Genomic DNA, 12,846 nt, shown 5'->3' on the forward strand with positions numbered 1-12,846 from the left:
TGACCGCGTTCTTGAACCCGGCGTCAACCGCCCCTTCGTCACGGACGGGTGTCCGCGGCGACCTGGTCCACCAGCGCGATCCCGATGTGTCGTCGCGCGGCTCGCGGCGACCGCGATCACCGCGATGAGCAGGCAGGGGATGTCGGTGGCGATGCCCGCTTGCGCCCCGGCTCTTGTTGCCTGGACTCGCCCGGTCGTCGTCTTCGGCGCGTTGTCCGAGGCATGCAGGGTCTGGCTGTCCATCACGATCGCGGACGGGCCTCACGGCGGCCGCGGCTCTCGCGCACCTGCTGGTGCAGCAGGTCGTGGCCGGCACACCTGGTCAGTGCGGTCGTCGCGCCACGGCCGGACCAACTCTCATGCCTCATCCGACAGATCGCTCGGGTACGGCTGCCGCCTGACCACGTCTCCAGCACACGGCAAAAGCGGTCAACCACGGTCCCTCAAACCGGACAAACGGCAACGACGACTCGCAGAGCACCCCACTGAGAGCACTCTGCCTCGTCACTTGGGGATCGGTGAGGGAAGGGAAGGTGGGGGCCCGGCACGGGCGGCTTCCCGCATCGAGGCTCGGGCGCTCTGCTGTCCAGTTGGCTGCCAGCGTGTGCGGCTTGGGGTAGTTGGGGCTTCCCCCCCCGCGCACATAGCGCGGTAGTTGGTCCTGACGGCAGCCGAGTTGCAGTGCAGCCGCCGCTTGGTTGTCGTCGGGTGGGAGTGGTGTGGCGTCGCGCGGGTCTACGAGGCGGTGCCGCAGTGGAGGGGCCGCCAGGTAGTCGGTCCGGGCGCTCCACAACTGTGCGCATGGCCGTGCAGGGGTGTTCGCTGTGGTTCGCACGGCAGGTCAGGCGGGGGCGCGGGTCCCCTGGTGGACAGTGGCGTTCGCTGGGTGTACTGGGCCAAGACCAGGGCAACAGGCGCGGCTCGTTTGGTACTGGTCGATGGCTTCAGTCGTGCGCTGTCCGATGCCGCGTACGGGCGGAATGGGGCTGCGGCCTACGGTGCCGGGCCACTTGGCGGGCGGCGCCGGGAAGTTGGACTTCCGGTCAGTGTGTCCGTAGGCCTGTCCGGAGTGGTTGAGGAGGGCGATGTACTCGCCCAGCTTCTCCAGGGCGGAGCCGACCTGGAGGAGGGCGCGTTCCTGGGCCGGGTTGATGTCCGCGGCGAACTTCTCGGCGGACTCGGCGAACGGGTTCGGGCGGGTGTGCTTCCCGGCGCTCGGGTCGTACCCGGACGCGAGGGAGGTGTGCATCTCCCCCTTCGTCACCTTGGTCTGGGCGCCCTGCCCGAAGACGGTGCCCTTGACGGCCATGACCTTCTTGCGGACCTCTTCGTACTTCTCGACGCCGCCCTTGGCCTCCGTGAGCATGGACTTCTCCGCGGTGCGCAGCGAGGAGGGGTCGATCTTGAAGTCGCCGGAGGGCGTGTAGTTGTTCGAGGAAAGCGACCTGAGGCCTCGTCGGGGCGGGTCCGCCGTCACCGGTGATGATCGTTTTCGGTCGTCGCTGGCCGCCCTCGTACGTCCCGCGGGCGGCCCACCGCCCTGGCGCCAGGAACTCTCCGGCCGTCCCGGCCGGGCCCGGCGGAACGACTGTTTTCGAGTTCGCTCGGGAGCGGTTGACGAGATCCCGCCGATCTTCATGATCGGTCGGGATCTCTGTCGTTTCCGGGGGCTGTTCGAGGGGGTTCGGCGTGGGAGATGGGTTCTGCGGCAGGCGCGGTCGGTGCGACTGGGGCTGTGGTGGGTTATGTGCTCATACGGGGCTGTCGCCACCACGACGTCCCACCCACCGCTGAGCTCGCACAACCGCAGACGATCACCATCAGCCCCGGCACCCTGGGGCACCCAGCCCTGCAGAGCAAAGTCATCGACCGCGCAGAAGGGAACCTGATCACACCGGGGCGGACGTCGGGCTGGTATGCCTTCGGGCAGTTCCGCGGCCGCCTGCCCGGCTCCTCTCGCAGGCCCCTCTTCGGTTGGTCAGGCGACTGCCATCGCGTCCAAGCCGTACGGAACTATGAGCGTCGGCCCTCGATGTGGTGCGCCCAGCCCTGGTCGAGGAACCGGAAACCGGCGGCCACGGACGATTCCGGGTCCGCCTCACGCGTAGCCATGAGCTGGATCTGCAGCGCGAAGCGTACGTAGAAGCGGATCTCGTCACTCGGCTCGTCGAGTCCGAACTCCTCGGTGAGCGTGGCGACCAGCGCGTCCTCGTGGCGTAGCCACATCTTCTCCGCGTAGTCGATCAGGGACGGCGTGCCGTTCATCAGCGCAAGGATCTGGCTCTGCGGCTCGGTCGTCAGCGCGGCGATCTCGGCGAGGTAATGAGCCTTCAGCGCATCGGAGACCGAGGTCCCCGGCGCGCGGTCCCGCACCGCGGCGATGAGCCGCTCGTGCCGTTCGTCCTCGTCACTGAAGACGAGCGCTTCCTTGTGCGGGAAGTGCGTGAAGACCGTCTTGGGTGTCACATCCGCCTTGTCCGCGATCTCGCGCACCGTCACGGCATCGAAGCCGCGGTCGAGGAAGAGTGCCGTCGCCGCGTCCAGGATCGCCGCCCTCGTAGCGGCCTTCTTGCGCTCACGACGCCCCACGGGCACTGAATCCACCATGTCCCCACTCTACCCTCGGGCACTCTCTCCATCGGTTGTAAAACTATATTCGATGTAGTTAGAGTTCGAGTGAAGCGAAAGTGCCCGGCAGTGGGCGCTCCGACGGCAGACCTTTGCGCCGCCGCTCCTCGCCCCCGAGGCCGGAGCGTCCGCCTGCCGCCTGTTGTCTGCCGCCTGCCACCAGTCGCCTGCCGCCCGCCGCCCGCCGGCACGAACGCCGCGCGTCAGCGCCCGGCCCTGCACCAGAAAGACGACGCCGATGACCAAAGACACGACCGTGCGCTCCACCGCACGCCGCACGAAGCCACCGACGAACGCGCAGGAGCACAGCGACGCGGGCGGACCCCAGCCTCAGCGCCGCGTGGCGGGAGCGCTGCTGATCGCCGGACCGGTGATCTTCCTGCTGGGGGAGTTCATCTCCGCCGCGGCGTGGACCGATCCCGCCTACAGCTACACCCACCACTTCATCAGCGACCTGGGCGTCCACGGGCCGTCGACCCTGTTCGGCCAGTACATGTACTCGCCGCTGGCCTGGGTGATGAACGCCGGATTCCTTCTCTTCGGGATCGCCATCCTGGCCGGAGTGGCCACTTTGCGGGACCTGGCACACGGGCGCCGGTGGGCCGTGCTCGTCCCCGCCGCGCTGCTGGCTGTCGGCGGCGTGCTGCTCGCGCTGTATCCCGGATCGGGCGAGGCCCTTGAAGACGGCACCGGCCAGTACCACAGCATGGGCGCCTTCGCCGGGTTCACCGGCGGCAACGTGCTGGCCATCGTCCTCGGAGGCCGCTGGCAGCGCATCGGCGTCCCCGCCCGCATGGGCCGAGCGTTGATCACCGTCGGCGTGATCGGTCTGATCTCGATGCTGCTCTACCTCGCCATGATCATGACTTCCGGCGACAACGCCATCGGGATCATCGGCCTCATCGAACGCGGCGCCGTCCACCCGTTCCTCATCGGCCTCGCGTGCGCCGGAGCAGCGATCTGCAAGCGCGACAACATCTGCGCCGAACCGCCGTCCATCACCGCAGGCACGGCGAGCTGACCTCGCCCCCGGCGAACACCACCGACGCACAGCACCAGCCGTGAACTCCGCACCCCAAGGACCACGACCATGAACAGCACCCTCACCACCCCCGCGAGCCTGAACCATCCCGCCCCCGCCGCAGCCGCGTGGGTGCGCACCTGGGGCGCGGCCCCGCAGGCCCCGGACAACTCCGTCAGCTCCCTCGAACCCTTCGAGAACGCGACCCTGCGGCAAGTCGTCCGCATCAGCGGCGGCGGACACCACGTGCGTATCCGCATCAGCAACGAGTACGCCACCGCGCCACTGACCGTCGGCGCCGCCAGCGTCGCCCTCGCGGACGCCGACGGCGCGATCCAGGACAGCAGCATTCGCGCGATCACGTTCGGCCGCCAGTCGACCGTCACCGTACCGGCGGGCGCACCAGCCCTCAGCGACCCCGTCGACCTGTCCGTCCCCGCACTGTCACGGCTGGCCATCGGCCTCTACCTGCCCGGCCGCGTGGACACCGCCACGTGCCACGGCACCTTCCACACGTTCGGCCGGCTCATACCCGGCGACGCGACCACGCGCGCCGCGCTGCCCACGGAAGCCGCTCCGCTGCCGGCGCAAGCCCTGATCACCGCGGTGGAAGTACAGCCCGACACCCCTACCCGGGCCATCGCCGTGCTCGGCGACTCCCGCGTCGACGGCATCGGATCCACCCCCGGCGCCGACCGGCGCTGGACCGACCGGCTCGCCGAACGCCTGCACGCGCACGACAGCCCAACCCGCTGCGTGGTCAACCAGGGAATCGGCGGCAACCGCCTGCTCACCGACGGCATCGGCACCGCCGCCCTCGCACGCTTCGACCGCGACATCCTCGCCACCCCCGGCCTGGGGCATGTGGTGATCGCCGTGGGCAACGACCTCGTCTTCTCCTTCGCCCCGCGCAACGAGGAGACCGCAGCCTTCCTCGCGATGTTCCCCGGCGAGCCCGTCGGCGTGGACGACATCATCGCCGCCCACCTCCAGGCCGCCGCTCGCGCCCGCGCCCACGGCGCGAAGGTCTACGCCGCGACCATCGCACCCTACGGCGGCTCGGACCTGTACACCCCCGAGGGCGACAAGGCGCGCGAACAGATCAACGACTGGATCCGCACGAGCGGAGCCTTCGACGCGGTCCTCGACTTCGACGCCGTCTGGCGCGACCCCGCCGACCCCAGTCGCATCCACGACGACCTGCACATGGGAGACCACCTCCACGGCAACGACGCCGGCTACGCCGCCCTCGCGGAATCCATCGACCTCTCCCTGTTCGACTGACCCCCCGTTTCGTTTCGAGCCGTTGCCCCTGTCCCCGGACGTGCAGCCGGCTGTAAGCCGTCAGCCCGTCCTGTCGCAGAAGGAGCCCGGGAGCGGAGTACCAGCGGACCGGCCCGGGACCGGGCTTGGGTGGTGGGTCGGCGGGGCCAAATGAGGGCTTGGGGGCGGGTGTTAGGGTGCGCGGATGTCGGAATTGGGATCTGTCGCCTGGCCGCCTGAGCCGATCAAGACCGCGAGGCTTGTGCTGCGGGGGCCGGAGGCTCGGGACCGGGCGGCGTTCGTCGAGCTGCTGGCGTCGCCGGAGGCGCATGTCTACCTCGGTGGCGCGCGCCCGCGCGATGAGCTTGAGCGGGAGTTGCCGGCGGTGCCCGAGCGGTGGCCCGGGAGCTTCGTCGTCGAGCTGGACGGGGCGATGATCGGGCAGATCCTGCTCCGAAGGGCGACGGAGCACCGTCGCCCGGCTGCCGTGGGCAAGGTGGACCTCGGCTATCTGTTCCTGCCGCGGGCCTGGGGGCTCGGGTACGCCGCCGAGGCGTGTGCGGCGGCGCTCGACTGGCTCGACGGGGTCCTGCCCGGCGAACCCGTGGTGCTCACCACCCAGTCCGCCAACGTCAGCTCGATGCGCCTCGCCGCCAAGCTCGGATTCACCGAAGTGGAACGGTTCCAGGCCTGGGACGCCGAGCAGTGGCTCGGCCTGCGTCCCCCGCCCACGCCGCCCGCTTGAGCCGCGGGCCCTCGGCCGCGCCGCCCGTTTTAGCCACAGGCCCCCGCCCCCGCCGCCCGCTTGAGCCGCGGGCCCTCGGCCCCGCCGCCCGTTTGAGCCGCAGGCCGTCGGGCCCGCCACGCCCGCGGGCCGGCGCAGTTCGCCAGGTCGGTCGGCCTTCCCGAAGCCCCGCACCCCCGCACCCCCGCGCCCTCCAGCCCGTACCCCTCGCCCCTACGCCCGTACGCGCTCCCGCCCGCATCCCCGCGCCCTCACGCCCGTACGCACCCCCGTACCCCCGCCCGTACGCCCCCTCCCGCACTCCCGTACGCACCCCCGCCCGTACAAGGGCCTACTCCGAAGTCCTGGCCACCCTCCGCCCCGCGCCGTCCCCCTCAGGCCCGGCGGCCGTCGCGGCCGCGCCCGCAGCCCCGGTCCCACCCCCGCCCCCATCCCCGTCCCCGTCGGTGTTGATCTTGGCGATGATGGCGTCGCGCTCCGGGGTGGCTTCCGGCCGGATGAAGCCGATGAGGATGAAGAGGACCAGGGAGGTGGCGACGGGGGTCACGATCTGGACCTGGAGGGAGAGGCCGTCGATGCCGTAGTTGGTGAGCCAGAAGCCGAAGAGGCCGATGGCCCAGCTCACGAGGGCGGCGGTGGGGCCGGATTTACGGAAGGGGCGCAGGAGGCCGAGCATGAAGGGGATGGCGATGGGGCCCATGAGGCCGGCCACCCACTTGATGACGACGGTGATGATGTCCTTGAAGGCGGGGGAGTTGACCTGGGTCGCGATGGCCATGGACAGGGCCAGGAACGACACCGTGGTCACGCGCGCCGCGATCAGACCGCTCCGCGACGTCCACTGCCGGGCGCGGCGGGAGATGACGGGCGCGATGTCGCGGGTGAAGACGGCCGCGATGGCGTTGGCGTCGGAGGAGCACATCGCCATCGTGTGGGAGAAGAAGCCGACGACCACGAGGCCGAGCAGTCCGTGCGGCAGCAGTTGCTCGGTGAGCAGCGCGTAGGAGTCCGAGGCGTCCGGCTTCTTGGCGTGGACGAGGAGCGGCGCGACCCACATCGGGAAGAAGAGCACCACCGGCCACACGAGCCACAGCACCGACGACAGCCAGGCGGAGCGCCTGGCCGCGTGGGCGCTGGAAGTGGCCATGTAGCGCTGCGCCTGGTTCCACATGCCGCCGTTGTACTCGAAGGTCTTGATGAAGAGGTACGCGAGGAGGAACGTCACCGTGTACGGGCCCGCCGTCGGGTGGGTGTGGCCGGCCGGGAGCCTGTCCCATACGGTCCACAGCCCGCTGAACCCGCCGATCTTCGTCAGCACGGTGACGAGCATCGCGACCCCGGCCAGCAACTGGATGATGAACTGCCCCAGTTCCGTCAGCGCGTCCGCCCACAGGCCGCCGACCGTGCAGTAGACGGCCGTGATGACGCCGGTGATGAGGATTCCCTGGTTGAGGGAGGCCCCGGTGAAGACGGACAGCAGCGTCGCGATGGCGGCCCACTTGGCGCCCACGTCCACGATCTTCAGCAGCACGCCCGACCAGGCGAGCGCCTGCTGGGTGGGCAGGTTGTAGCGGTTCTTGAGGTATTCGAGCGGCGAGGCGACGCGCAGCCGCGAGCGCAGCCGGTTGAGGCGGGGCGCGAAGAGGTTGGCGCCGATGGCGATGCCGACGGCGATCGGGAGCGACCAGGTGACGAAGGACGTGATGCCGTACGTATAGGAGATGCCGGCGTAGCCGGTGAACATCACGGCGCTGTAGCCGGACATGTGGTGCGAGATGCCGGACAGCCACCACGGCATCTTGCCGCCGGCGGTGAAGAAGTCGCTGACGTCGCCCACGCGCTTGTGGGACCAGACGCCGATCGCGACCATCACACCGAAGTAGCCGATGAGCACGGCCCAGTCGAGACTGTTCATGCCCCCTCCAGGGGTCCGCCTTGTGAACGGGAACGCGCTTCGTCAGTACGTCCGTTACGTCCGTAGAGGCGGCGCCCCCGTGTGGGACCGGGGACTTCCGGGATTGAACCGCCTGTCCTGGCGGCCGGTCAAGGGTGCTCACGGTCAGGAATGTGAACGCAGATCAGCAAGCAGAACGATTTTGCTCGCTCTTGACCTTCTGGGGCGTTGTCCCGAACGTGACCCCGGCCACACGATGGGCGGGCACTTCGTCAGTGGGCATCCGTCAACCGGCCGACCGCGCGGCGGCGTTACGACCGTCGCACGCAACGAACTCGCGCAACGAACCTCGTGAAAGGGGTCTCGCGCAACGAATCTCGTGAAGGGGGACTCGGGAAGGGGAAGTGGAACTCGTGAAGTGAAAGGGGCTGCCGATCGGCAGGTGTCAGCGCATCAGTTCGCCGGCGTTGACCAGCAGCGACTGGCCGGTGATCGCGCGCGCCCGGTCCGAGGCCAGGAACGCCGCGGCCTCCGCCACGTCCCCGTCCGTCGCCAGCTCCGGCAGCGCCATACGGCTGGCCAGCCGCCGCAGCACCTCGGCCTCCGGGACGCCCTCGGTGAGCGCCGCGTGCCGTACGTACGCGCGTACCGGCGGGCCCCACATCCAGCCGGGCTGCACGGTGTTCACCCGAATACGGTGCGGCCCCAGCTCGCGGGCGAGCGAGTACATGGCCGAGACGAGCGCGCCCTTCGAGGCGGCGTACGCGGCCTGCCGCACCTCGCTGGGGGCCGCGACCGACGACTGGGTGCCGATGAGTACGACCGAGCCGCCGTGCTCCTTGAGCGCGGGCAGGCAGGCGCGGGTCATGCGCAGCGCGCCGAGCAGGTTCACGTCGAGCACGCGCTGCCAGGCGTCGAAGTCGGCGTCCTCCAGGCCGCCGAAGTGGCTGTCGAGGGCCGCGACATGGACGACGGCGTCTATGGAGCCGAACCGCTCCACGGCCAGCGCCGCGAGCGCCGCGCACTGCTCCTCGTCCGCCACGTCCGTCGCCCGCCAGGCGCTGCGCGCGCCGTCCGGGTCCACCTCGTCCGCGCATTTGGCCAGTTGGGACTCCGTGCGCGCGCCGAGCGTGACGGTGGCCCCGTCGCGCACGCAGGCCGCCGCCACCTGGTGGCCGAGGCCGGCGCCGACGCCGCAGATCACGACGGACTTCCCGCTCAGCGGCATGACTGCCTCCCGACTCGTCGGCTCACGACGTGCGATGTGACGGGTAGTCAGGCTAGCGGGGCCGAGCCGGGAATGGCAGGGGGCGAAGCGCCCTCCAGTCAGCCGCGCCCATCCACAACTGACGGCCCATCAGCTATAGCTGAGCCATGACAGATGACACCAGTGACGCCCAGGAAGCCGACGGCACCAACACCAGCACCAGCACCAGCGGGGAGCTCTACGGACAGCTCGCCTCCACCGGCCCGTACGGCGTACGCCCCGGCCACGCCCTGATCACCATGGTCGAGCCCCACCCGGGCCACGAGCACGCCTACAACCGCTGGTACGAGGACGACCACTACATCGCCGGGGCGATGGCGATGCCCTGGATCTACGCGGGCCGCCGCTGGGTCGCCACCCGCGATCTCCAGCTCCTGCGCTACCCGAGCCAATCGGCCGTCGCCAGTCCCGTCACCGCCGGCTGCTACCTCTCCACCTACTGGATCACCGAGGGCCGCTACGCCGACCACATGCGGTGGACCGTCGGCATCAACAAACGGCTGAATCGCGACGGCCGGGTGTACCAGGACCGTACGCACGTCTTCACGGCCTTCCAGGACCACGAGGCGACCGTGTACCGGGACGGCGCCGAGGGGCCGCGGGACTTCCACGCGCTCGACCACCCGTACGCCGGGCTCGTCATGGAGGTCGTCGATGCGGCCGAGGCCGGGCAGCGGGCCGGGCTCCTGCGCTGGCTGACCGCCGACCATCTGCCGAAGCGGCTGGCCGGGTCCCCGGCCGCGATGGCGACCGTCTTCCGGCCGACGCCGCTGCCCGGCGACCGGATGTCGTACGTGAAGCAGGTCGAGGGCGTCGACACCCGGCTCACCGTGCTGTGGTTCCTGGAGCGCGACCCGCGCGAGTGCTGGGCCGGGCACTTCGACGGGCTGGGCGCCGAGGTGGCCGCGGCCGGGCTCGGCGCGCGGGTGGAACTCGTCGCGCCCTTCATACCCACGGTCCCCGGCACGGACCGGTACGTGGACCGGCTCCGGTAGCGACGGCGGGTTCGGACAGCCAGGAGGGGCGGCGCCCCCGCGCGGCCGTGCCCCGCCGGGTGGTGCGATGCGGGCACGGCCGAGCCCCCTCGGCCGGGACGGCGGACCAGTCGAGAGGGCTCTCTGCGGTGGTGCGGATCGCTGCCGCGCGATGTTCGATCGTGCGGCCTTGATGGTGCGGATTACTGATATGCGAGTTGCTGTTGCGCGTTATCGCGGAATCGTGCTGCCGCGGTGGTGCTGGAGGACGGAACCCGTACTCAGAGGTCGTACGCGCCTTCGTCGACGGTGCCGAGGAAGGCGGACCAGGCCTCGGAGGTGAAGGTGAGAACGGGGCCCTGCGGGTCCTTGGAGTCGCGGACGTCGATGGACCGGGGCAGGGGGGTCGCCACCTCCACGCAGTTTCCGTTCACACCGGAGTAGGACGACTTCCGCCACATGGGCTGGGCGTTGTGCGACTGCTTCATGTTCACTCCGCGAAATTGCAGTTCAATGAGAAGCTGTCGCTTCTCGACGTGCAGATGACGCTACGCCGCAACATCGCTGGAGTGCAGAGGAGTTCACCCGACCGGATGGCATATGTCAGCCGGGTCTTCCATGCCCCGGAGGCAAGGGTGTACCGTACGGCCCTTCGCCCGCCGGGCCCCTCCGGAGCCCCTCAGAGCGCGTATTCCTTGATCACGTCCTGGATGAATTTCCGCGTCTCGTCCGCGTTCAGCGCCTGCGCCCGCAGGTGCTCGTACATCACGCCGTATTTCTGTACGTCCGAGTGCTTCTCCAGATAGAGGTCGCTCGTCACGCCCTCGATATAGACGGTGGTCGAGTCCGAGGGATCGTCGAATTCGAGGACGGAGAACGTGCCCGTCATGCCGGGGTGCGAGCCGACGGAGTACGGGAGGATCTGGAGCGTCACATGCGGCATGTGGCTCAATTCGATGAGCCGCTCCAACTGCTCGCGCATCGTCTGCCGGTCGCCGACGACGCGCCGCAGCGCCGACTCGTCCAGGACGGCCCAGAAGCGCAGCGGCTTCTCCTTCGCGTGCAGCCGGTCCTGGCGGCGCAGCCGCACGCCGACCCGGTTCTCGACGTCGTCCATCGATGCTTCGGGCCACATGCCGCGGATCACCGACTCCGCGTACTGCGGGGTCTGGAGCAGGCCGGGCACGATGAGCGACTCGTAGTTGCGCACCGAGATCGCGTCCGCCTCCAGGCCGATGTAGACGCTGTACGTGGGGGAGAGCGTGCCGAACGCGTGCCACCAGCCCTGCTGCCGGGACTCCTTGGCCATTTGCATCAGCGACTCGACCAGATGCTGGTCCTGGACCTCGTAGACCCCGCAGAGGTCCCGCACATCGCGCTGGCTGATGCTGCGGCGGCCGTTCTCCAGGCGGCTGATCTTCGACTGGGAGACCAGCAGACGGTCGGCGACCTCCTCCGCCGTCATGCCCTTCTCCTCGCGCAGCCTGCGCAGCTCCTGGCCCAACCGGCGTCGGCGGACGGTGGGATTGACACTGGACGCCACGGGGACGCACCTCCGGCTCCGTACTGCTGATATCTCCTGCTGCTGTTATCTCCTGCTCGGCAGCCTGCCACCATTCCCGGCCGCCGCGCTGGGAAATGGCCACACGGAGTGCGGATGCGGTATCCGCGCGTACGCATCCGTGCAGACGCGCGCGGGGTGGCGGGCGGCCGTCGTCCGGGGCGGCCGGCCCACCACCCCGCGCGCTGGATGAGGCTCCCGAACCGGGTCCCGGGGGACTGCGGTGCGGTCGGTGGAACGGATACTGCTGGATGCTGTCGGTCGTATCGGGTGCGGTCGTGTCAGACGCGGTCGTGTCAGACGCGGTCCTGTCAGATGTGGTCGTGACGGTGCTGTCTGTCGGGCTGTCAGTGCTGTCAGGTGCTGTCGGTACGGCTGTTATGGCTGTTACGGCTGGTGCGACTGATGCGGCCACTGTGGGCCTCTGCGGACCCAGCGGGACCTCAGGGACCTCAGCGGGCCCCGACGCGGGCCATGGCCCCGCGGTGCGCCGTCTGGAGGCCGACCCCGGCGGGTTCCGCCGCGGCCCGGCCGGCCGGCTGGCGCCCGGAGGCGCCGGGTGCGCCGCCGCCCGCGCCGCTCGTGGCCGGTGCGCGCCGCGGCTGGGCGGCGACCCCGTTCTGCACATCCATGACGGCGTGCGCCACGAGCCCGCCCATCGGGTCGTGCCGGATGAGGTCCCGGAGCCGGGAGCGCGACGAACGCCCCTCGTTCCCGGGGTAGAGGTGCTTGCCGAGACCGACCGCGTGGGCCAGCGCGGCGAGCGCCGCGGTCCGCGGGTCCGGCGGCACGCCGGTGCGGATCGCGCTGTCCAGCCGGGCCCTGATTTCCCGGCTTATGGCCGTCTCCGTCGCCTGATAGCGCGTCGTCGGCAGCACCCCGCACATCTGGCCCGCGACGGCATGGACCATGCCGCACCGCTCCAGATGCGTGAGATACGTCTGGCGGAGCCCCAGCCTGGGCCCGCCGATCCAGTGGACCGCGCGCACCGGGCTGCCGCGTCGGCGCAGCAGTTCGAGCGCGGAGTCCAAAGTCGGATCTCCTGTCGGCCGCGGCATCACCACGGCGATACGATCCCCGTCTGGGGCTATCCGTCCTGCCAGAGCCAGCTCTACTAGCTGGGCCCCGGCGAGGCCGAGGTCGAGCGACTGCGGCTGCGCCGTGGTACCCGTGGCCGGGTCCAAGGCGAGCAGCAGAAGCTCCTCCGGAATTGTTCTGCGGCTCCTGCCCATCCATGCCTCCCCGCGTGGATGAATGACAGGGTGACCCCTCTCACATTCATCTGTCGAGAGCGCGTGGTTGCTTCGGGAGGGAACCGGTAGGTATGTCGTTCTCGTCTAGCAGGGGGGCGACGCCCTCCGGCGGTGCGGCTGCACGAAGCTGCGGCGGCGACACAGGACACTGGTAGACATTCAACACGGTTGGCCCGCGGGACGTGGACGCGATCGGGCGTCGGGCGTCCCGCGAGGCATATCGCGAGGTACTTCGAGGAG

The 12,846-nt window shown here is 70.0% G+C and carries 11 protein-coding genes and 1 pseudogene; 4 read left to right on the forward strand and 8 right to left on the reverse strand.

What is annotated here, in order from left to right; genetic code table 11:
* The 3 genes and pseudogenes from IF55_RS40155 to IF55_RS27875 form a co-directional block, all read right to left on the reverse strand.
* Positions 1-243: pseudogene (locus IF55_RS40155) on the reverse strand (IS5/IS1182 family transposase); the annotation flags it as partial.
* A 598-nt stretch (positions 244-841) separates the two neighbouring features.
* Entirely contained in the window at positions 842-1,477 is a 636-nt protein-coding gene (locus tag IF55_RS27870; protein WP_048832597.1) for a hypothetical protein, read from the reverse strand.
* A 536-nt stretch (positions 1,478-2,013) separates the two neighbouring features.
* Positions 2,014-2,607: a TetR/AcrR family transcriptional regulator gene (locus tag IF55_RS27875; RefSeq protein WP_030892921.1), complete on the reverse strand. Its 594-nt coding sequence runs from the start codon at positions 2,605-2,607 to the stop codon at positions 2,014-2,016.
* 259 nt (positions 2,608-2,866) lie between these two features.
* On the opposite strand from IF55_RS27875, the gene IF55_RS27880 reads away from it, so the two are divergent.
* The 3 genes from IF55_RS27880 to IF55_RS27890 all read left to right on the forward strand — a co-directional run bounded on the left by IF55_RS27880 (position 2,867) and on the right by IF55_RS27890 (position 5,657).
* Positions 2,867-3,649, forward strand: a complete 783-nt coding sequence (locus tag IF55_RS27880; protein ID WP_030892919.1) for a DUF998 domain-containing protein — start codon at positions 2,867-2,869, stop codon at positions 3,647-3,649.
* 69 nt (positions 3,650-3,718) lie between these two features.
* Positions 3,719-4,933 (forward strand): GDSL-type esterase/lipase family protein, encoded by a 1,215-nt coding sequence (locus tag IF55_RS27885; RefSeq protein ID WP_030892917.1) that lies wholly within the window; start codon positions 3,719-3,721, stop codon positions 4,931-4,933.
* A gap of 184 nt (positions 4,934-5,117) precedes the next feature.
* Entirely contained in the window at positions 5,118-5,657 is a 540-nt protein-coding gene (locus IF55_RS27890; protein WP_030892914.1) for a GNAT family N-acetyltransferase, read from the forward strand.
* A 331-nt stretch (positions 5,658-5,988) separates the two neighbouring features.
* On the opposite strand, the gene IF55_RS27895 is transcribed toward IF55_RS27890, so the two are convergent.
* Positions 5,989-7,572 carry a sodium:solute symporter family protein gene (locus IF55_RS27895; protein WP_030892911.1) on the reverse strand — a complete coding sequence of 528 codons (1,584 nt, stop codon included), beginning with the start codon at positions 7,570-7,572 and terminating at the stop codon, positions 5,989-5,991.
* 424 nt (positions 7,573-7,996) lie between these two features.
* Positions 7,997-8,779, reverse strand: a complete 783-nt coding sequence (locus IF55_RS27900; RefSeq protein ID WP_030892909.1) for an SDR family oxidoreductase — start codon at positions 8,777-8,779, stop codon at positions 7,997-7,999.
* 146 nt (positions 8,780-8,925) lie between these two features.
* On the opposite strand from IF55_RS27900, the gene IF55_RS27905 reads away from it, so the two are divergent.
* Positions 8,926-9,813 (forward strand): hypothetical protein, encoded by an 888-nt coding sequence (locus IF55_RS27905; RefSeq protein ID WP_030892906.1) that lies wholly within the window; start codon positions 8,926-8,928, stop codon positions 9,811-9,813.
* A 260-nt stretch (positions 9,814-10,073) separates the two neighbouring features.
* On the opposite strand, the gene IF55_RS27910 is transcribed toward IF55_RS27905, so the two are convergent.
* The 3 genes from IF55_RS27910 to IF55_RS27920 all read right to left on the reverse strand — a co-directional run bounded on the left by IF55_RS27910 (position 10,074) and on the right by IF55_RS27920 (position 12,585).
* Complete coding sequence (locus IF55_RS27910; RefSeq protein ID WP_030892896.1) at positions 10,074-10,280, reverse strand: DUF397 domain-containing protein; 207 nt, start codon at positions 10,278-10,280, stop codon at positions 10,074-10,076.
* Positions 10,281-10,471: 191 nt separating this feature from the next.
* Positions 10,472-11,335: a helix-turn-helix domain-containing protein gene (locus tag IF55_RS27915; protein ID WP_030892894.1), complete on the reverse strand. Its 864-nt coding sequence runs from the start codon at positions 11,333-11,335 to the stop codon at positions 10,472-10,474.
* A 470-nt stretch (positions 11,336-11,805) separates the two neighbouring features.
* Positions 11,806-12,585: a GOLPH3/VPS74 family protein gene (locus IF55_RS27920; protein WP_030892892.1), complete on the reverse strand. Its 780-nt coding sequence runs from the start codon at positions 12,583-12,585 to the stop codon at positions 11,806-11,808.
* Between the last annotated feature and the right edge of the window lie 261 nt (positions 12,586-12,846).

Source organism: Streptomyces varsoviensis, from assembly GCF_000718635.1.
Taxonomy (GTDB): domain Bacteria; phylum Actinomycetota; class Actinomycetes; order Streptomycetales; family Streptomycetaceae; genus Streptomyces; species Streptomyces varsoviensis.